General features: G+C 69.1%; 19 protein-coding genes. 7 read left to right on the top strand and 12 right to left on the bottom strand.

Annotated features, from left to right (window positions below):
- Nucleotides 1-86 precede the first annotated feature (86 nt).
- On the top strand, nucleotides 87-1031 hold the full coding sequence (locus tag ACZ5XZ_RS05100; RefSeq protein ID WP_468974720.1) for a helix-turn-helix transcriptional regulator: 945 nt from the start codon (nucleotides 87-89) through the stop codon (nucleotides 1029-1031).
- Between the two features lie 607 nt (nucleotides 1032-1638).
- Here the strand turns inward: ACZ5XZ_RS05100 and ACZ5XZ_RS05105 are convergent.
- The 8 genes from ACZ5XZ_RS05105 to ACZ5XZ_RS05140 all read right to left on the bottom strand — a co-directional run bounded on the left by ACZ5XZ_RS05105 (nucleotide 1639) and on the right by ACZ5XZ_RS05140 (nucleotide 10491).
- Nucleotides 1639-2046, bottom strand: coding sequence for a hypothetical protein (locus ACZ5XZ_RS05105; protein WP_468974721.1), 408 nt, complete (start codon nucleotides 2044-2046; stop codon nucleotides 1639-1641).
- Nucleotides 2047-2791: 745 nt separating this feature from the next.
- Nucleotides 2792-3274 (bottom strand): hypothetical protein, encoded by a 483-nt coding sequence (locus ACZ5XZ_RS05110; protein WP_468974722.1) that lies wholly within the window; start codon nucleotides 3272-3274, stop codon nucleotides 2792-2794.
- Between the two features lie 111 nt (nucleotides 3275-3385).
- Nucleotides 3386-4093: a vWA domain-containing protein gene (locus ACZ5XZ_RS05115; protein WP_468974723.1), complete on the bottom strand. Its 708-nt coding sequence runs from the start codon at nucleotides 4091-4093 to the stop codon at nucleotides 3386-3388.
- Complete coding sequence (locus tag ACZ5XZ_RS05120) at nucleotides 4090-5283, bottom strand: protein kinase domain-containing protein (RefSeq protein ID WP_468974724.1); 1194 nt, start codon at nucleotides 5281-5283, stop codon at nucleotides 4090-4092. The genes ACZ5XZ_RS05115 and ACZ5XZ_RS05120 overlap by 4 nt, the downstream gene beginning before the upstream one ends.
- Nucleotides 5280-6374 carry a serine/threonine protein phosphatase gene (locus ACZ5XZ_RS05125; RefSeq protein WP_468974725.1) on the bottom strand — a complete coding sequence of 365 codons (1095 nt, stop codon included), beginning with the start codon at nucleotides 6372-6374 and terminating at the stop codon, nucleotides 5280-5282. Before ACZ5XZ_RS05125 ends, ACZ5XZ_RS05120 begins: the two co-directional genes overlap by 4 nt.
- Nucleotides 6371-7651, bottom strand: coding sequence for a hypothetical protein (locus tag ACZ5XZ_RS05130; RefSeq protein ID WP_468974726.1), 1281 nt, complete (start codon nucleotides 7649-7651; stop codon nucleotides 6371-6373). Before ACZ5XZ_RS05130 ends, ACZ5XZ_RS05125 begins: the two co-directional genes overlap by 4 nt.
- A gap of 70 nt (nucleotides 7652-7721) precedes the next feature.
- Nucleotides 7722-9992, bottom strand: coding sequence for a hypothetical protein (locus tag ACZ5XZ_RS05135; protein WP_468974727.1), 2271 nt, complete (start codon nucleotides 9990-9992; stop codon nucleotides 7722-7724).
- Between the two features lie 97 nt (nucleotides 9993-10089).
- A complete protein-coding gene (locus ACZ5XZ_RS05140; protein WP_468974728.1) occupies nucleotides 10090-10491 on the bottom strand; it encodes a hypothetical protein in 402 nt (133 codons plus the stop codon).
- A gap of 358 nt (nucleotides 10492-10849) precedes the next feature.
- Here ACZ5XZ_RS05140 and ACZ5XZ_RS05145 point away from each other — a divergent pair, with 358 nt between their 5' ends.
- The 6 genes from ACZ5XZ_RS05145 (at nucleotide 10850) to ACZ5XZ_RS05170 (ending at nucleotide 14150) form a co-directional block, all read left to right on the top strand.
- The gene (locus ACZ5XZ_RS05145) at nucleotides 10850-11167 is read left to right on the top strand and encodes a hypothetical protein (protein ID WP_468974729.1); all 318 of its coding nucleotides are present in this window, start codon (nucleotides 10850-10852) and stop codon (nucleotides 11165-11167) included.
- 57 nt (nucleotides 11168-11224) lie between these two features.
- Nucleotides 11225-11728, top strand: a complete 504-nt coding sequence (locus ACZ5XZ_RS05150; RefSeq protein ID WP_468974730.1) for a PD-(D/E)XK nuclease domain-containing protein — start codon at nucleotides 11225-11227, stop codon at nucleotides 11726-11728.
- Nucleotides 11729-11801: 73 nt separating this feature from the next.
- Nucleotides 11802-11954 (top strand): hypothetical protein, encoded by a 153-nt coding sequence (locus ACZ5XZ_RS05155; RefSeq protein WP_468974731.1) that lies wholly within the window; start codon nucleotides 11802-11804, stop codon nucleotides 11952-11954.
- Between the two features lie 291 nt (nucleotides 11955-12245).
- Nucleotides 12246-13028, top strand: coding sequence for a hypothetical protein (locus ACZ5XZ_RS05160; RefSeq protein ID WP_468974732.1), 783 nt, complete (start codon nucleotides 12246-12248; stop codon nucleotides 13026-13028).
- Nucleotides 13029-13128: 100 nt separating this feature from the next.
- Nucleotides 13129-13701 (top strand): hypothetical protein, encoded by a 573-nt coding sequence (locus ACZ5XZ_RS05165; protein ID WP_468974733.1) that lies wholly within the window; start codon nucleotides 13129-13131, stop codon nucleotides 13699-13701.
- Nucleotides 13702-13733: 32 nt separating this feature from the next.
- The gene (locus ACZ5XZ_RS05170) at nucleotides 13734-14150 is read left to right on the top strand and encodes a hypothetical protein (RefSeq protein ID WP_468974734.1); all 417 of its coding nucleotides are present in this window, start codon (nucleotides 13734-13736) and stop codon (nucleotides 14148-14150) included.
- A 217-nt stretch (nucleotides 14151-14367) separates the two neighbouring features.
- On the opposite strand, the gene ACZ5XZ_RS05175 is transcribed toward ACZ5XZ_RS05170, so the two are convergent.
- From ACZ5XZ_RS05175 to ACZ5XZ_RS05190, 4 genes are all read right to left on the bottom strand, one after another.
- A complete protein-coding gene (locus ACZ5XZ_RS05175; protein WP_468974735.1) occupies nucleotides 14368-14760 on the bottom strand; it encodes a type II toxin-antitoxin system VapC family toxin in 393 nt (130 codons plus the stop codon).
- Entirely contained in the window at nucleotides 14757-15029 is a 273-nt protein-coding gene (locus tag ACZ5XZ_RS05180) for a hypothetical protein (RefSeq protein WP_468974736.1), read from the bottom strand. Before ACZ5XZ_RS05180 ends, ACZ5XZ_RS05175 begins: the two co-directional genes overlap by 4 nt.
- A 329-nt stretch (nucleotides 15030-15358) precedes the next feature.
- Nucleotides 15359-16741: an L-serine ammonia-lyase gene (locus ACZ5XZ_RS05185; RefSeq protein ID WP_468974737.1), complete on the bottom strand. Its 1383-nt coding sequence runs from the start codon at nucleotides 16739-16741 to the stop codon at nucleotides 15359-15361.
- 105 nt (nucleotides 16742-16846) lie between these two features.
- Nucleotides 16847-18499 (bottom strand): APC family permease, encoded by a 1653-nt coding sequence (locus ACZ5XZ_RS05190; RefSeq protein ID WP_468974738.1) that lies wholly within the window; start codon nucleotides 18497-18499, stop codon nucleotides 16847-16849.
- Between the last annotated feature and the right edge of the window lie 305 nt (nucleotides 18500-18804).

Here is an 18804-nt window from a genome sequence, read left to right on the forward strand (position 1 = left end):
CCTGGTACCAGAGTGTCTCCAGAGTGTCATCATCCTGGTATAAGAAGTACCTGGCAACGGGCTGAGGCGTACGACACCCTGGCAGTATGACGACGGTGACGCCCAGTCCGGTGAGCGTGTCCCAGGGCGCTGCGCGCAGCCCTCGGGCCAGCGGGAGCGGGCCGGGTGCCGAGGTCGAAGCGTCTGAACCCGCCGTCCGCAGGGCCGAGTTGGCGTCCTTCCTGCGAAGCCGTCGCGAGCGCATCACCCCGGAGCAGGTGGGCCTGCCGCCGGGCCGCAGGCGCCGCACACCGGGGCTGCGCCGCGAGGAGGTCGCCCAGCTCGCCGTGGTCGGGGTCACCTGGTACACCTGGCTCGAGCAGGCCCGGGACATCCAGGTCTCCGGACAGGTCGCCGACTCGATCGCCAGGGCGCTGCTCCTCGACTCGGCCGAGCGCACCCATCTGTTCGCGCTCGCCGGTGTGGCCGATCCGCATGCCGACCCGCAGTGTCCGGCGCTTTCTCCCGCGATCGAGACGATGCTGCGCCAGCTCGAGCCCTGTCCGGCAGCGGTGCTCAACAGCCGCTTCGACGTGCTGGCGTACAACCGCACGTACGGCAGTCTCATCATCGACCTCGACCAAGTCCCGCTGGAGGGCCGTAACTTACTGGTGCTCAGCTTCCTCTACCCTGCCTGGCGCAAGGGCTTCGTCGACCAGGAGGCGGTGACCAAGACGGTGACCAAGGTGGTGGCGAAGTACCGCGCGGCGATGGTCGAGCACATGACCGACCCGCTGTGGAAGGGCCTGGTGGCGCGGCTGCAGCGGGAGTCGCCGGAGTTCTGCGAGGTGTGGGACCGGCACGAGGTGCTGCAGCCGGACCAGCCCACCACCAAGTTCCTCACCACCGACCTGGGCCTGATGACCTTCGACTACACCCGGCTGTGGCTGAGCCCGCGCATCGGACCGCAGCTGGTGACGTACACACCGTCGGACGAGGCCACCCGGGAGCGGATGACCACGCTGTACGAGCGAGTGCGCGGCGAGGACTGAGGCCGCGCCGCCGGTCGCGGGCGTCGGCTACTGGCCGGGCTGGGGCTGTCGGGGCTGCTGCAGGGGCTGGGGGTAGCCCGGGTAAAGCGAACACGCTGGTCAGGGCCTGCTTCCCTAGCGCTCGACGATGTTGACGGCCAGCCCGCCCCGTGCCGTCTCCTTGTACTTGACGCTCATGTCGGCCGCTTTTGATCATGACTCTGACCTGCGAATTTGGCGCGGCGAGCGTGCCTTGCGTCACGTCAGGGATTTTGCAGGGACTTCTTGCCGACAATTGTCTACAAGGTATCCGACCGGCGTGTGGCATACCTGTACGGGTCGGATCTTTGGCGCCCATGCGGATGTTCGATTAGTTCATCGGGTCGCTGTGCTCGTAATGCGTAGGTCTCGGGTTCGAATCCCGAAGGCGGCTATGCGAAGCCCCAGCTCAGGAAGTCTCTAAGCGGGGGCTGTTTGGATCAGTGGGTGTGGCGGTGCGGCGCCGTCGCCGCGCTGTCTCCGTGGCCGTGGTCTCGGACGTGCTCTGCAGAGCAGTCTTCATGGAGGCGGGATGTGGGCATGTCCACCTTCAACCATCCCTCGCGATGGCGCCTGGCGCCGAGCGCCGTCAGTGCGGAGACGCGACGCGTTGCAGATGCTCCTTGCCTATGCGTCGGCCGTTCTCGGTCACGGTGACGGTTTCCCCATTGATCTCGTACTCATAGGGCTTGTTCCAGGCGATGTAGCCGTCACTGGTCTTCTTGGCCCGCATGGCGATGCCGGTGCCGGAGCGGCCGGTGAACTCTCCGTAGTAGTAGAGGTGTTGACCGGGTGTGCGGCACAGCGTGATCTGCTTGTTGTGCGTGCGGTAGGCACGGACGAGGGTGGCGCCCTCGCCGTCGGGGAGCTTGGCCGCGATACGTGAGGGGCAGGACGGCCCGGAGGGCGAGGTCGTGGTGGACGACGGGTCGGGGGTGGTGGCCGAGTCGAAAATGGACGCGCAGCCGCTCAGCAGTTTGGGACCGAGGAAGAGCACGGCGGCCGCGATGCCCAGCGCTTTGAGGCAGCCGACCCCCGTCGATCCGTTGGATGCGGGCCGGCGCGGGGCGGCGGTGTACGGCGGCGGTGTCGGCCTTGCATAGGCAGTTGGTGGTGGGGGCGGAGCCGGCGGTTCCGGGGTCGCTGGGGGAGGGAAGAAGAGCGGGGCGGGCTCGGACGGGCGGGGGCGTGGTGCACTGCTCCGCGGGCGTGAGGTACGGGAGCCTGCGGGTGTCTTCCGCGTACCGGCAGGGCGGGCACCGGCGGGGCGCCGCGGTGTGCCCGGCTTCCCGGACCCGGTGGTGGAGGATCCGCCCGATGAGCCGCCCGACGCCCCGCCCCCCGTGCGCTTCGCCGAGGTGCCGGACCGGTCGGCCGATGGCCTGCCGGGCCGACCCGTGGACATGCCGCCCGCCGGGCCGGCAGACTTCTTCGCCCCAGAGGAGTCCCGCGGACCAGCGGGCCGCGACGTGCCGGGTGACGTCTTCGGACCGGCGGACTCCTTCGGTCCGGGAGACTTCTTGGCTCCTGCCGCCTTCTTCCATGAAGCGTCGCAGACCACGCAGGCTGTAGTGCCCGCCTTGTTGTGTGTTTTGCAGTCGGGGCAGTCCCAGGCTCTGATGGTGGTAGATGCCTTGGGTCGCACGGACTTCGGCGCGTCGCACACCAGGCAGGTGCGCCGGCTCGGAGAGTTGTGCGTGGCGCAGTCGGTGCACTTCCATGTCGGGCTCGGCACTACGCGCTCACCCTTCGCCGTTCATGGACAACTGCCGTTGCACATCCTGGTACAGGGCCTCCGCATTGTCGGCCGCGTTGAAGACGAGCCAGTCCGGGTGGGAACGCGGTGCACGGCGCATGCCGGGCCGCATCGGCGATGAGGGGCCGGGGATGGCGACGGCCCTGCCGGACGCGCCCTCTTCCTCGTCTGTGGCTTCGGCTCCCGCTTCGCCCTCGTGGGGTGCGGGGGCGGGGTACGCAGCGGCTTTGAGCCCGGCCCGGATCCGGAGAATCTCGAGGAACTCGTGGGCGTCCAGGGCCTGTTCCCGGTCGGCGGAAAGACGTACCGCGATCAGGCCCTCGACGCCCGTCCCTCCCGCCGTCCGAGGCGGGGCGAATCGCAAGACGATCTGAACTCCTGCGCCCGTCTCTTCCCCGACGTGCTGGGCCTCTGCGGTCCGGCACCAGGTGACAGGCAGGGCGAGGTGACCGCCGTCCGCCCATGCCACCTGGAGCGATCCACCGCGCAGGGCGAGAGTGGCCCCCGTGCACACCGCAAGGTGGCCGCCTGGCCCGTCCCCGGTGTCGACCGCGTTAGTGTCTCCTGAATCCCCCATGGGCTACAGGCTGTTCGCAATCGTGTCGATGATTTCGTCCATCTCGAACTCCTGAAGGCCATGCCCGGCCTTGGACGGGAAGTGGAGCGTCATGTCCCAGTCCTGCTGCATGTCGTTCCACGGTTCCTCGTCCGGAGCGAACAGCACCAGCCGCTTTGCGGACTGCTCCATCACGGACAACTGACTGCCGGAGTAACCCCATCGCTCGAACAGCTCATCCGCGCTCCGCGGCACGGCGGCAGGGTAGGACTGCAGTGCCGAGTGCGGCCCACCGAGCGGGTGGGCGGGAGCATCCGTGAACATGACGATCACGTGGCGCCGCCGGTCGAGGCCTGTCTCCCAGGGAGAATCCACGGCGAGCGCGAGCGCTTCGAGCCCGGACTCGGGACGGTCGCCACCGCCCTGGGCCTCGACGCTGTTGAGGAACGTGCGGAATTTCTCAGCTTGGTCGGGCAGGGTCAGAAAGTCCGTCGACTCAATGGCGTCGTCCTCGTTGTCGCCAAAATCGCGGAAGACGACCGAGCGTACACGCAGTTGGCTGATGGCCTTGCCCTTTTCGTGCATTACAGCCTCCAGGCGCTGCTGGAAGGTGAGTGCACTCTCCTTCACGGAGTCCAGTACCGGGGTCATGCTGGCGGTCGCGTCTATGCACAGCACGATGTCCACGGCGTACTGGAGGTTGCCCTGGTACTGGCCGGCGGTTGAGCTCATGGGTTCTTCTTCTCCTTGCTTGTCGGGGAAGGGTTGGTTGCAGGGGTTCCTGACGTGCGGCCGCCGAGGTTGATGCGGACGCGCGACACCCGGGGGGTGCCTTCGGGAGGTGCTGGCCGCGGATCGGCTCCGGCCGGTTGCGACCGGGGAAGATTGGTGCGCAGACGACTGGTGCGCAATGGGGTGCCGTCCGCGGCTGATGAGTCCTTCGATTCCGTGGCCGCCCGGGTCTCCGTCCGCGACAGCGGCGGCTCCGGCGCCGAGGGCGGTGTCGCCACGCTCGTTCCCGGCCGGCGGTGTCGCAGTGCACACACGTCCGGGTCCTTAAGCGCCGAGATCACCGTCGAGATGCGGGGGCGGCTTGAGGGGGTGCGTGACAGCATCACCCGCATCAGGTTGCGCATTGCGTCGGTCAGGCGGCTGTCGAGCGCGAGTTCCTCACGGGCATTGACCGCGTCGGCCGGCGAGCCGAAGCGGTCGTTGTGGCGCGGCAGCGCGCCCGTGAGGTAGTGGTGCATCATCAGGCCGAGCGCGAACACATCCACGGCAGTGGTGAGATGTCGCGGCTGGACCTTCTCGTCCTCCTGCACATAGCGGCGCCACTCCGGAGCACCGTACAGCGAGTCACCCGCGATGACGTCACGGTCAGGCGGATTCCCACTCAGGTAGGAGTCGTCGAAGTCGATCAGCTTCGCAATATGGAAGGCGTTGCCCCCGTATTTCTGCACCAACACATTGGCCGGCTTGAGATCGCTGTGCACGATGTCGATGCCGTGCAGCAGGTTCAGACTGACTGCGAGTGTCTTGAGCAGCACCGCCTTGTGGCGGGGGGCGAGCAGCTGCGGCTTTTCGAGGGTGGAGGTGTCAATGCGGGCCGTGACCTTGTAGTACGTCGACTCGTGTGCAAAGAAGTCCGTGGCAAGGACGAGGTGGCCGCCGCCGTGCATATTCGGTCGGAGCCGCTCCATGATCGACCGGTGCCGCTCCTCGAACTGCTCGCACAGCCGCAGTCGCGCTTCCCGGCTGTGCGCGCTGCCGCCGCCCGGGCGTGGACGTTTGGGCGCCAGGAACTGCTTGATGAAAAACTCTTCACCGCTCTTTTCCGCGAACGCCCACATGCACTTACCGCCGCCCGCATTGGTGGGCCGGGTGGTAATGCGGTAACCGCCGACGACCTCCCCTTGCTTCACGCTGTCCCTCCCTCATCCCGTGTCCGTCCCTGTGACCTGGCGTCTGACGTGAGCGGAGGCGGCAGCCGCGCTTCATAGCCGGGCTGGTAGCGTTCCCAGGCCCGAGCGCGCCAGTGCCGCATCGCCTCGGTGCCGTGGGGATCCGGCATGGCCGACGCGTCCCGGTCGAGCCATGCGAAGCGCTCCGCGCACCCCGCACGCAGCTCATCAAAGGTACGGAAGCCGAGCGCGACGAGAGCCAGCGAGGCGTCGTCTCCCGTGTACGAGACAACGGTTGAGGTCAGGCGCGCGGCCCAGTCGTCGAGGTCCGTGGACCGGCACAGCGTGTTCAGCAGCACGTGTTCAAAGTCGCCAGGAGTCTGTACGTAGCCGAAGAAGCCATCCGTCGCACAGAGCAGCACACACGGCAGCGGAATGCGGCCGTATGGCTGGCGCTGGACGAAGAACTCCCGGTCCGCGCTGACCATGTTCGTCATCTGCGGGTCCTGGACGAGCTGGCTGAGCACATCCGGATCGTCGGCGTGATCACGGGTCAGCGCCTGCAGTCCGGCATCAGGCGTCAGGACGTACGCGCGGGAGTCACCCGCCCACAGCGCCTCGCATACGACGTCGGAATCGCGTGCCGTGTACCGGAGAGTGGCCACGGTGGTGGGGAGCCGGCGGCGCATGGTACCGACCACCTTGCTGCGCCGCCCGGTCGGCCGGAAGCCCGCGAACAGCTGCCGAAGGTGTGCGCCCAGGTCGGTGTAGGTATCGGGAGCCTGCGTTTCGCTGTCCCAGGCCGTACGGTCGTCCATCTCTCCGGCGAACCAGGACTCCGTGGCGAGGCGAGCCATGCGCGAGGCCACCCAGGCGTCGGTCCGGGCGTTGCCGTCGGCGTCGTGCCACGCAATCGACGAGCCCGCGCCGCCCAGGCCGTCGAAGACGCCGAGCACACCGCAGCGGGTGGGGCGGTGGTGCAGAAGAAGCGGGTCGGCGTCCTCTCCCTGGCCGGGCCGCCGCTCGGTCCAGACTCCCAAGGCCATGAGTCCCGGCTCGGTGTGGGAGCTGACCGGGCGCCGGGCAGCATGGTGGGTCAGTGGCAGCGTCATCGGCCGCTCCCGCGATGGATGCCGCGTACCCGGCTGGCCGGTGGAGCCGTGGCGCCTGACGTGCCTCCCGATTCCGCGGGGGCGGCACCGGCGTCCATGGGCGCATCGTCCGTGCCGGGGCGGCGACGCGGATCATAGCGGCGGCCGACCGGCGTCTTCCCATAACCGTCGCCCGTGTCCGCTTCCGGTGGTGCACCGATGGGCTCATCCTCGGGCGGTCCGTCCTTGGGCGGCGCGGTGACCGTATGAGGGCCCTCGTGCGACCCGTACGTTCCGCCGTCGTGCACGCTGTCTGCCGGAGCCCCGGCACTTGTGTGGCCCGGCTCGTCGGGCTCGGGGAGATACGTGGCCGGCACCTCTGGCTCCGCGGCGTACTCATGCGCCCGCGGGACGGATGACGACGGGGGGTCGGATGGCAGCAGGGCGCCCCGGACCCTGCTTCGCCGCGTTCCGCCAAACGGTGCCTCCGACCCGCCAAGGACCCGGCCCAGTACGGCCCGTTCGGCCTCGGCGATCTCGAAGGGCTCCCGGTCCTTGTCCCCGCGCTCCAGAATCATGCGCAGGGTGTCGCGCAGCTCCGCGCGTTCGGCGGCCTCCGCCTTCTCGATGTATGCCATCGCGGCCGCCGCGCCGTCCTTTTCCAGGATCTCGGCGATCAGGCCCTCGACGCCGTCCGCGCGCATCATGTCCAAGTGACGCTGGCGCCGCATCCCGGCGAGGCGGGATTCGCGTACGACATCCCGGAACTGCCGTCCGCTGGAGGACACTTCATCTGCATCGACCAGCAGTTCGACATGGAGGGAGGAGAGCCGGACGGCATCGTCCCCTTTGAAGTCCCGCACTGCCTCGTTGAGCGCCTCCTCGGCCTCGTGGAACTCCGCGATGTCGTAGCGCCGCGAGACCTGCCGCAGCATGCGGCGCATGTGCTCGACCAGGGCGGCGCTCATATCGCGGATGCCTCGGGCGACCACGGCCGCCGGGTCGGTCACCCGGCAGGTCAGGGCGACCGAGCTCTGGAAGGCGAAGGTGGCGTCCCGGCTCAGCAGCGGAAGGTCGAGCACAAGCCGGTGGTCCCCGGTGTCGACGGTGTAGGCGGTCTGGTAGGCGCCGAAGCGGGATGACGGGATGGCCTCACCAGGCCGTACCGTGAGCGCCGGTCCGCTGTGGGGGACAAGGACCAAGGCGCGGCCGGGCGCCGGCGGCCGCAGGGGGCTGAGCAGCCGGAAGGCCGACAGGTCCTCGGTCTCCAGGATCGGATCGTAGGTGGTCTGTTGCACGGTGTCCTCCGGACGGGGCTGGACCGGCAGAGAGAGGCGGCGAGGTCGGGATGCGAACGGGGGCCGGAATTCAGGGGAGACGGCGTACGGCGTGCAGGAGTTCCGCCGCGGCCGGTGACGGCCGGTCGGGGTCGGCGGCCCATTGGCCGAGGTAGTAGTCGAGCCGGTCACGGTGCTTGCCCGGCCTTCTGGCGACTCCGGTGACCAACGGGCGCAGCGAAGCAAGCACGTCCCGGTCGCCGTTTCCGTACGTGGTGACCCATGTCCGCAGCGCTTCGAGCGCCCTGTCCTGGACAGGCCTACGGGCAAGAGACCGGGACCAGAGTTCCTCGAGCTGCGGTTGGAAGTGCGAGCACCGCGCGAGGAGATACGGCAGCGGCTCGGAGCGCCGTGCGCCGGAGGCCCCCGTGTCCGAACCCGGTTGAAGTGCGGTGAACAAGAACGCCGAGAGGGTCTTGGACACCATGGGCGACCGGTCCTGCGGAGCCGACCACTGCAGGAAGGCCGACAGGACGTCCCGGCCACACCCCTGGTCGATCAGATGCACCGCGCTCCACGCGACGGGCAGGAGATTGGCCCAGTCGTCCCGCCAGCCGAGGGCGGTGCGCAAGACGTCCATGGCCCGCCGGGGATCCTGCCTGCCGAGCAGGCCGCCGACCGCGGTCGCCGCGGTCTTGGCGAGCCGGCGGTCGGCCGCCGAGCCGCCGGGGGTCACCCACTCGTCGAGCAGGTCCCAGGCCCATGCGGAGTGTTCCGGCCGGCCTGCGACGACGGAAAGGGCGGTGGCGGCGCCCTGCCGCAAGGGCCACGACTGACTTCCCGCCCAGGATCTGAGGTAGCGGTGGAGCGCGTGCTGCGGGTCGCTCCAGGCGAGGACACCGGCCGCGACGGCGGCCTTCGCCCGCACCTCCGTGTCCCGCCCACGGAACAGAAGTTGGCGCAGCCAGTCCACGACGAGCCCCCGGTAGCCGTCGAGAGAGGTCCAGGCATAGGTGAGGACTGTCTGCCGCAGCAGCGGGCTGCGGAATCTGACCTGTGGCGGCCAGCCCTTCCCCGCTGCCGGCGGGTCCACGATGATCCACGGCTGTTCATGGGCCAGCCGGTCGCTGAAGCGCAGGGCGACCGGGGACGGCGCGGGCGAGGCTCCCAGACCCGTGGCCACCGCCGCGTACAGCTTCCACGCGGCGTCGGCGACGGTCAGATAGCCGGAGCCTTCCAGTACCGCCGCCGCCAGAGCGAAGCAGATCGCGGCCGGGTCGTCGTGCCGTACGAACCACTGGTGCACCTGATCGCTGGGATCACGCATCCGGGCCACCTCTGCGGCCAGGTCCCGGCCGGCGCGTAGAGCGGAGGACACGCGCGCCGCGATGTCGGGCTGAGGCTGCTCGCGCAGAAGATCCCGTGCGCCCGATGAGGCCAGGGCGTGCTGGAGTTCTTCGATTGCCGACTCGTCGGGCGACGCCCCCAGGACGCGACGCTCCACGATCCGGTACGGGTCGAGGGCGCCCAGCTCCCGCCAGACATACGAGGACCGGTCGGCGGCCCTTGCGAGGGCGCCCCGTGGCGGGCCTGTCACCACCACCATGAAGCAGTCGGCGGATTTCAGCGCGGCGGCGGTGGAGGTGAGCTGGTTGAGGTCCAGCGCACGGGTCGCCTCCATATCCGTCTCGTCGAGGGCGGTCACATAGCCGGCGTACTTGCGATGCGGCTTCCAGCCGGTGCTCAGGACGGCGACGGGGTCGGTGACGCGGTGGCACGTGGTCTCGGTGCACGCTCCGTCTTCGGCGAGCGCCTCCGCGAGCAGGTTGACCGCGCAGGCCTCACGCCCCGTTCCCGGGGGAACGGCAAGGATCAGCAGACGCGACGCGCGCAAGGACTCCAGCATCGCGGTGTAATGGGCGGGTGGCACGAAGTCCGTGATGTGGGCGTCTTGTTGGTCCTCCTCAATAGGGACACACTCGACGGCGGAGGGACCGCTGCCGCGAAGCCCACCACCCACGGTGAATCCTCCGCCGAACGAGACCGTGTCCTGGAAGAGCGCGAGCGTGCCGATGCGGAGGCCGGACGCGTCCTTCTGCAGACGTTCGGTGATCAGGTCGGCGAGAGAGGCCGCCTGAGCCGCTTCGGCACGTTCGGCCGCGTCCTCGCTGCCCGACGTCAGCAGACGCAAGGCATCGGCCTCGTCGACCGGACCGTCCCCATCGGCGGGTTCGGTGGCCTTGGTGGTGAGGCTGGCGTCCGAGGCGGCCTTCGAGGCGCCTTCGGCACCGGGCCCCGGGGCGCCGTCCTCACGATCACGCTCCTCGGACGCTCCGGGCTCAGTGCCGGTGGAGCCGGTCATCGATGTACTACCTTCCGGCCTTGTGTCCCCGCGGACAGGCAAAAGTCGCTGAGGGGCAAAATGAGGTGGGAGAGGCGCGGCGTCGACTACGCCGCGGTCAGTTGATGTTGAAGTCGCCCTGGAACTCAACCTTCTCGTTGAAGGTTGTCGCGTTCTTGATGACCGCGGCGTTCACCGAACCCGTCCCCTTGGAGGCTTGGGCCGCCACGGACGCGTCGACCATCGTCGTGACGTCGGCCTCGAACTGCGGGTCCCTCAGCATGTACGCGTGGACGAGGCGCCTCAGTGCGTCCACCGCCTGTTCATCGTCCGGCCTGTCGAGGGCAAATCCGAGCGCGGCCGTGGCATCCGCGTCGCCACCGAAGCGCTGCCTGATCCGCTCGACCAGCCGCGTCACTCCCTGCCACGTGCTCCTACCTGCCTCGCCACCCGCTGACTCAAGGGCGCCCTTGGCGACAAGAGCTGCTGCCGCGAGGGCAGTTGCTGTGATCGGCTCCATGACCGTGGAGTCCCTTCCCCCGTTGACACGTGGCGCCAGCGCCCCGGAGGGCGCGATGTGGCGACCCAGATTAGGGGCCACGACTGTCGGCTCTCGGGGAGAGATTCCAAGGTGTCTGAAACTCATCGCTTGAGACCGGACGGAGGAAGCGCGTAACTCAACCGTGAACACGGCGTGTTGGCTGCGGTGAGCGCTGCGCCCGGGCCGAATCTGGAGCGGCGTGGGTTGGCCGGTTCGTTGCGTTGGGGCGGGCGTGCATGGTGTGCGGGGTTGTATGGCTGCGTCAGGCCGAAGGGGGGAGACGGTGCGGGTTCACTTGGCCCGAGGGGCTCCTGGTGGCCGGCGGTAACCTCGCTGTATGGAATCTCCCGGTGGCGTCCACCAGCTCGGTTCTCTGGTGGAAGAGGTGCAGCGGCTGGAGGAGCTCGGGCGACTGTCGCAGGGCGAGCAGGCGGAGGAAGTGGAATTAATTGTCCGCGAGCTGCAAGAGCGCTATATGCGGTGGTATGCGGCGGCCCTCGGTGCATTGCCGAGTGAATTGCGTGCGCGGTTTCAGGGGGAGTATGAAGGAAGTTCCCCGATCCGGCCGAAGATCAAGCATTTCATGAAAAATCCCCGCGAGAAGCGGGTGCTATACACGAAGGTTCCAAGATTCTTGAAGGGTCACGGCCCATGACAGTATCCCGTCGACAGCAGCTTCCTCGAGCCGCTTCGGGAGCAGAAGCGGATTCTGGTGCTGGTGCTGGTGCTTGGGCGGGTGGCTGCAGAGGCCGGGGTGCTGGGGACGCTGGAGCGTCTTGCTGGCATGTCGGAGCGGTTGGCGCAGGGGCTGGCGATCGTCCGGCGCGAGAGCCGGGGGCGACCTGGACTTCGTCTCGAAGATGAGTACGACCTACAGCGTTTTCTCCATGCGCTGCTCGTACTGTACTTTGTGGATGTCCGCCCGGAGGAATCCACCCCCAGCTGGGCCGGCGGCTTCTATCGCATCGACTTTCTCCTCAAGAGGGAGAGAGTGGCGGTGGAAGCGAAAATGGCCTCGTCGTCGCTGGGCGCCAAGAAGATTCGGGATCAGCTTGTGGCCGACATTTTCGGATATCGACACCACCCGGAAGCCGCCGGCTTGTTCGCCGTCATTTACGATCCCGCCCGCCGCATTGATAATCCGCGCGGATTCGAGGAAGGGATGAGTAGTGCCAGTCCGGACTTTCCGGTGCGGGTGGTGGTCGCGGGCGGATAGGCCCGCGGCTTGGCTGCCGGCACTTGGTGAACGGGCCTGCTCAAGGGATGCACGCCCGCCACCAGGATGTGCATTGTCCCGGTACCAGGTTACGGTCGTCGCACGCGGCGCGGTGCCGATCGAGTTCGGCCGGGACGGCGTGCCGTTCTGTGTCGCAGATCCGTACGACGAGGCCCGGTCTGTCGTCATCCGGACGCTCGAAGCCGCGGTCGGCGAGAGCAACTAGCACTATGTGCTGCCCATGGGGTAGCGGGCCCCTTGCCCTCGGCTGCGTTGCGCGGCGCGGCTGGGCCATAGCGTTGCGTGGCAAGGAGTGCTGCGGACACGTTGGGTGGGCTCATGTGGATGCGGTTCGAAGCCGGCGCCGAGGAGGAGTACGAGGCGGCGCGCGGGTTGCTGGTCGACCGGCTGGTCCGGTGGGCCGGCGAGCAGGGGCTGCCGGTGGACGAGTTCCTGGCCGAGGCGGCGCTGGACTACCGGTGCCGACGGTCGGCTGGGGCTGTGGGAGCCGCGGCATGTGGAGGAGTTGGTGCTCTTCTGGCTGCCGCAGACGGTCACCGAACTCCCCGGGGAGGAACGCGGCGACGCCCCGGGCACGTTGCGCATGCTGCTGCGCTATCTGCACGCCGCGCAACTGGCGGACCCGCGCGGTCCCGCACTTCAGGACTCCCTCGCAGCGGTCGACGTGGCAGCGGAGCAGTACCCGGTGGCGATGGCGGACCGTAGCCGTTGGGGTCTGGCGAAGTTCTGGGCGACGACGGCTGCCGAGCAGGGCGTGGACGTCCGAAACGGGGCGGCGTTGCAGCGATTCGCGGAGCGGGCCCAGCGAGGGGAGGTCGCCTACGACGAGCAGGCCCTCGGCGCGATCATGGAACGGCGGATGACCGGCTGTGCGCTGTCCGACGCGGCCCGTGCAGAGCCACAGCTGCCTGTGGCACTCCCTCCGGACGGCGAACTGCGCCGACGGGCCGAGGAGTCAGCGATCGTGGCGCAGTTGCGCGGGCTCGCCGAGTGGGCGGGGCGGGACGGCCGTGTGGTGACGGCGGCTGGGCGGCTGCGGATGGCCGATGCCCGCGAGCTGGTGGACGTGCTGGGCACCGGCGACAACGCCGAGGGAGTACGCTCCTCGGCCAACCTGCCCCGGCTGGGGTTGCTCGTGGAGTGGGCGAAGAAGGCGCGGCTGGTCCGGGCGGTCAAGGGACGGTCTGCGCGGTGGTCAAGGCCCGGCCGGTGCTGGCCGACCCGCTTCAGCTGTGGCTGCGCGCCTTCGACGCGTGCTTCGAGCTGCGGCAGGCCCTGAACGGTGCGCGCAGCGGCTGGCATCTGGAGTCGATTCTCTTCGCATTCTACGAGGACGTGCTGGAGGACGTACTGAACACGCTCTACAGCTGCCGTACCCGATGCCCTGGCCGCGGCTGCGTGACTCCGTATACCTGGGCTACCGGGCCCAGTTCCAGCTGGACGGCGGGTCAGACGCCGCGCACCGGATGTGGTTCGAGCACGCCGACCAGGACCTGCGCACGGCGCTCGACGTGCTGGTCAACCTGGGCGCGATCAAGCGCGATCGGGGGATGGCCGATCCGGTGTTCCTCGATACCGACCTCTCCGACGCCGGAGACGAGCTGCCCGCGGACATGCCACCGGAACTCGCGGAGCTGCTGGGCGTCGCCGGGGCGGCCGCGGAACCGACGGCGCAGGAGCGTGCGCGCGCCCAGCGTGAGGAGCTGACCGCCGGGCCGGTCGAGCTTTTCCGCCTCACTGACCTGGGCACCCGGGCGGTACGGCAGCGGCTCCTGGCGGTCGGCCGGGACGCGCCGCTGGTCGGCGAACTGACCCATGCCTCGGCGGCCGGCCTGCTGGGCGTGCTGGCCGACGACTACCCCCCCCGGACACCGCCCGCGCGGAGCTGGCCGGCTGGATTTCGGCACGCGGCGAGCGGGATGCCGCACTGCGCCAACTCGTCGAAGCCGTAGGTTCCATGCCTTTCCGGGTGCGTGCGGAGGCGATGCTCGCTGTACTTCTGGCGGCGTTGCCGGACGGCGAGGGCGAACGGCTGCTGCGCCAGTTGCGTGGCGATGTTCAGCTCGCGCCGCTCGCGCTGAGCGAACTGGCACACCGTCAACTGCTCTCGCCGGAGGACTTGACCGATGCAGAGCATCTGCTGGTGCTCGCCGAGAGCCTGCTCCAGCTCGTAGAGCTGGCGGTCGGCCGGGGCGGCGCCGAGGAGGCGCTGCGCGCCCAGGGCATCGAGGCCAGGGGCGCGATTGCCGCCGCACTGGACTCCGCGCACCCGGATCGGTCCGGACTCGACGAGCTCAGGCAACTGGCGGCACGGGCACTGGGTACCCCTGGCGCCCGCCTCGGCCGCACCCGGAAGCCCAAGCGCCCCGCAGGCAAGAACGGCCGCCAGCGGCGCCGCTGAGCGGAACAACATCGTCCACCCCGCCGGCGCCGGGTGAGACCGGCGCCTGTGCACGGAGACGGGCAGTGGGAAGCCGATGGTGTCCCGGCGTCGTACGTCCTCGGTGGCGCGCCATCGGGGCCGTGGCCGAAAGATGGGACGAAGACGGGCTGCGGGCTGTGCGCGGCTCGCTCCACACGCAGGGATACCCGCGCTCCGTTGAGCCGTGGCCTCGCGGTCACACCTTGACGACGCGGACGCCGGGTCCGCACAGCATGAGGAGGTCCTCGGGGTCCGACGTCAAGACGGTCACAGGGGCGGGCGAGGCGAGTGCGGTGGCGGTCACGATGGCGTCGAGGGCGTACTTGTGCCCGTGCAGGCCGGCAGCGGCGAGGAGTTTGCTGGCGTGGCGGGCGATGGCTTCGGTGGGCGGGACGATGATCACGCGGGAAACTGCGTAGTCGAAGCGGGCTTGGTTGACCTTGGGATCGCGTGCTTCGACCAGCGTGACGGAGCTGGAGACCACGCGGATGTCCTCGGCCTCGGCCGCAGCCAGCCACTCGGTGAGCTCAGGGGAGCGTCGTACGAGTTTGGACAGCCCCTCGCAGTCCAGGACGAGTGTCCCGCTCACGCGGCGTCTGCCGAGCCGGTCGTGTCACCGCGCAGGATGGCCCGCTTGGTCTCGACCGCTACCTGATCCACCGGGCCGTGTTCGGCTTCGGCGTCTTCGATGAGTTCACGCAGCCGGTCCCTCTCCAGCTGGCGCTCGATGAGAGCTTCGACGTAGGCGGACATGCCCCGCTTGCCGGTACGTGCCTTGAGGGCGGCGATGGTGCCTTCGTGGAGGGAGACGGAGACTGGACGGACGGGGCCTTCGCCGGGAGCGGGGGAGGTGGCCATGGACCCACTTTAACAAAACTCTTGTTATTGAGGGGTCGCTAACCGTGGCTACCGTGCCCGGTCCTCCGTGCAGGCGGCGCCTACCTAGTCGTCACTGCAGAGCTGTTCGAAGGGTGCCAGAGGAAGGGGCCGTCGTCGAGCAGGTGCGACGAACCCCCAGGTCAGACGCCGATCCACGAAGGATTCCCCAGGGACTTCTCAGGGACTTTCACGCCTGTCCCAGGGACTTTCCGGGGACTTTCCGCCGCATAAGCAAGGAAGGCCCTGACCGCGCTGAAAGACACGAACGCACTGGTCAGGGCCTAGGTAGGGGGTGTCCGCCTAGATCCTCAGCACTCGATGATGTTGACGGCCAGCCCGCCCCGTGCCGTCTCCTTGTACTTGACGCTCATGTCGGCGCCGGTGTCCTTCATGGTCTTGATGACCTTGTCGAGGGAGACGTGGTGGCGGCCGTCGCCGCGCAGGGCCATGCGGGCGGCGGTGACGGCCTTGACCGAGGCCATGCCGTTGCGTTCGATGCAGGGGATCTGGACGAGGCCGCCGACGGGGTCGCAGGTCAGGCCGAGGTTGTGTTCCATGCCGATCTCGGCGGCGTTCTCGACCTGTTCCACCGAGCCGCCGAGGACCTCGGCCAGGCCGCCGGCGGCCATGGAGCAGGCGGAGCCGACCTCGCCCTGGCAGCCGACCTCGGCGCCGGAGATGGAGGCGTTCTCCTTGAAGAGCATGCCGATGGCGCCGGCGGCGAGCAGGAAGCGGACGATGCCGTCCTCGTCCGCGCCGGGCACGAAGTTGAGGTAGTAGTGCAGGACGGCAGGGATGATGCCGGCGGCGCCGTTGGTGGGGGCGGTCACGACCCGGCCGCCGGCGGCGTTCTCCTCGTTGACGGCCATGGCGTAGAGGGTGACCCATTCCATGGCGTGGGCCGGCGCATCGCCTTCGGCGCGCAGTGCGCGGGCGGCGGTGGCGGCCCGGCGGCGGACCTTCAGCCCGCCGGGCAGGATGCCCTCGCGGGACATCCCGCGGGCCACACAGGCCTGCATGACCTGCCAGATCTCCAGCAGCCCGTCGCGGATCTCCGCTTCGGTGCGCCAGGCCTTCTCGTTCTCCAGCATCAGCGCGGAGATCGACAGGCCGGTCTCCTGGGCCAGGCGCAGCAGCTCGTCGCCGGTGCGGAAGGGGTACTTCAGCACGGTGTCGTCGAGCTTGATGCGGTCCTCGCCGACCGCGTCCTCGTCCACGACGAAGCCGCCGCCCACCGAGTAGTACGTCTTCTCCAGCAGCGGGGCGCCCGCGGCGTCGTAGGCGTAGAGGGTCATGCCGTTGGCGTGGTACGGCAGGGCGCGGCGGCGGTGCAGGATCAGTTCGGTCGACTCGTCGAAGTCGATCTCGTGCGCGGTGCCTATCTCGGCGCCCAGCAGCCGCAGCCGCTTGGTGGTGCGGATGCGCTCCACCTCGTCGTCGGCGCTCTCCACATCCACGCTGCGCGGGGAGTGGCCCTCAAGGCCGAGCAGGACGGCCTTGGGGGTGCCGTGGCCGTGGCCGGTGGCGCCGAGGGAGCCGAAGAGTTCGGCGCGCACCTTGACCGTCTGGGCGAGCAGGCCGTCCTTCTTGAGGCGTCCGACGAACATCCGGGCGGCGCGCATGGGGCCGACGGTGTGGGAGCTGGAGGGGCCGATGCCGATGGAGAAGAGGTCGAAGACGGAGATGGCCACGGTGGCGGACTCCCTTGTCTGCTCGTGGTGGACGGTGGAGCAATGGGGCAGGAGGTGCGTTTCTGCGCCGTTTGTCGAGCGTAACCCGGACCCGGCGCGGTGCCGTCAGACGGAAGCCGTCAGGCGTTGGTCCTCGGGCGTAACAGTGGGTGTCGGAGCGGATACGGTGCCGGAGAACGAGCCGGTCAGGCCCGCCGCCCGCGCCCCGACTCCGGCGCGTACGGCCCAGAAGTAGAAGGCCGGGGCCGAGAGCGCGACCAGGGCGATGTCCAGGCCGCCGGGGATGATGCCACGGCCGCCGAAGTCCGGACTGCCCAGCGCCGACAGCGCCGCCATCCAGACCAGGAAGAGGACCATCCACCAGGCCGGGGCGAACTGCCGGGCCAGCCGCGTCTCGCCCTTGCGCCGCAGCACCAGCGCCGCGATCGGCACCGACACCAGCGTCAGCACGGCGACCTTGCCGGTGTCCGGCCACTTCGACCAGTACAGGGCGCAGGCGGCGAAGGTGAAGGTGAGGGGGCACAGGAACCCGGCGGCGGGGAGCCGGAAGGGGCGCGGCAGGGCCGGCTCGGTCCGCCGCAGGACGCCCACCGCGATCGGGCCGATCAGATACGAGATGACCATGGCCGCCGAGACCACCCCGGCCAGCGCCTGCCAGCTGCGGCCGACGGTGAGCAGCAGCAGGACGGAGAAGCCGAGGTTGAGCCACATCGCGGGGCGTGCGGTGCCGTAGCGCGGGTGCACGGCCGCCAGCTTCCTGGGGAAGAAGCCGGTCTCGGCGAGATTGGTCACCATGTACGCGGCCGAGGCGACATTGGCGATGTTGGAGCCGGCCGGCGAGATGAAGGCGCCGAACTGCAGCAGCGTGACCACCCAGTGCAGCATCAGCAGCTTGGCGAGGTCGGCGAACGGCGAGCTGAGGTTCAAGCCCTGCCAGCCGCCGGCTTGCTGGAGCTGCTCGGGAGGTACGGAGCCGAGGTAGGCGGTCTGCAGCGCCAGATAGATCACCAGGCCCAGCGCGAGCGCGCCGACCAGGGCGATCGGGATGGCCCGGCCCGGGTTCCTGGCGGCCCCGCCGAGGTTGACCACGGCCTGGAAGCCGTTGAAGGCGAAGATCACGCCGCAGGTGGTGACGGCGGTGAGCACGGCCGGCCAGCCGTACGGGGCGAACCCGCCCTGCGAGGTGAAGTTCGAGGTGTGGAAGCCCGAACCGATCAGTGCCAGCACGGCGAGCACCGGGATGGCGAACTTGACCAGGGTGAGCACGGTGTTGGCACGGGCCAGCAGCTGGACCGACCAGTAGCAGGTCAGCCAGAGGGCGACGGTCAGCGCCAGTGCCGTGCAGATGCCGGAGAGGGTGAGCTGATGGGTGGCCGGGTCGACCAGCCCCTTCGCCCAGTCGAAGCTCCAGGACGTCATGTACTGGGTGGCGGCGATCGACTCGATCGGGATGAGCGAGGCGACCGCGATCCACACGGCCCAGCCGGTGAGGAAGCCGAGCACCGGCCCGTGGGAGAGATGGCCGTAGCGGGCCATGCCGCCGGGGATCGGGTAGGCCGAGCCGACCTCCGCGTAGGACATCGCGATCATGCCGATGAAGACGGCGCCGATCACCCATGCGACCAGCGCCGCGGGGCCCGCCACCTGGGCGGCGGCACCGGCGCCGAAGAGCCAGCCGGAGCCGAAGATCGAGCCTATGCCGATCATGATGAGGGCGAAGAGGCTGAGCCCCTTGCGCTCGCCCGCGCTCATGTCCATGGGATGTGTCGTCCGTCCTGCCGTCGAGAAGTGCCCCCTTCACGGAGGAGGGGCGGCTGCCATCTGCCGTGGGCCACCTTATTTCTCGCGAATCACCGGATTTTCCTCGTGATTTCGCGAAAGGAGGGAGAAGAACAGGCATGCAGACGGTGAGCCCGGGACCAACGGCCCCGGGCTCACGGCCCGTTCGGCCTCCGCGGCGCCGGGGGGCGGGGGTGTAGGGGGGGCCCGCACGGAGAGCGTGCCAACAAAGAGTGCAAAGGAGAACTTTTTCCTAACGACCCTACCCACGCCCTTGAGGGCTC

Source organism: Streptomyces sp. NPDC033270 (assembly GCF_055576575.1).

Coding starts and splice junctions, on each gene's coding strand:
- ACZ5XZ_RS05100 (WP_468974720.1), top strand. CDS start 87: ATGACGACGGTGACGCCCAGTCCGGTGAGCGTGTCCCAGGGCGCTGCG.
- ACZ5XZ_RS05115 (WP_468974723.1), bottom strand. CDS start 4,093: ATGAGCTCAACCGCCGGCCAGTACCAGGGCAACCTCCAGTACGCCGTG.
- ACZ5XZ_RS05125 (WP_468974725.1), bottom strand. CDS start 6,374: ATGACGCTGCCACTGACCCACCATGCTGCCCGGCGCCCGGTCAGCTCC.
- ACZ5XZ_RS05135 (WP_468974727.1), bottom strand. CDS start 9,992: ATGACCGGCTCCACCGGCACTGAGCCCGGAGCGTCCGAGGAGCGTGAT.
- ACZ5XZ_RS05140 (WP_468974728.1), bottom strand. CDS start 10,491: ATGGAGCCGATCACAGCAACTGCCCTCGCGGCAGCAGCTCTTGTCGCC.
- ACZ5XZ_RS05145 (WP_468974729.1), top strand. CDS start 10,850: ATGGAATCTCCCGGTGGCGTCCACCAGCTCGGTTCTCTGGTGGAAGAG.
- ACZ5XZ_RS05165 (WP_468974733.1), top strand. CDS start 13,129: ATGCCCTGGCCGCGGCTGCGTGACTCCGTATACCTGGGCTACCGGGCC.
- ACZ5XZ_RS05170 (WP_468974734.1), top strand. CDS start 13,734: ATGCTCGCTGTACTTCTGGCGGCGTTGCCGGACGGCGAGGGCGAACGG.
- ACZ5XZ_RS05180 (WP_468974736.1), bottom strand. CDS start 15,029: ATGGCCACCTCCCCCGCTCCCGGCGAAGGCCCCGTCCGTCCAGTCTCC.
- ACZ5XZ_RS05190 (WP_468974738.1), bottom strand. CDS start 18,499: ATGGACATGAGCGCGGGCGAGCGCAAGGGGCTCAGCCTCTTCGCCCTC.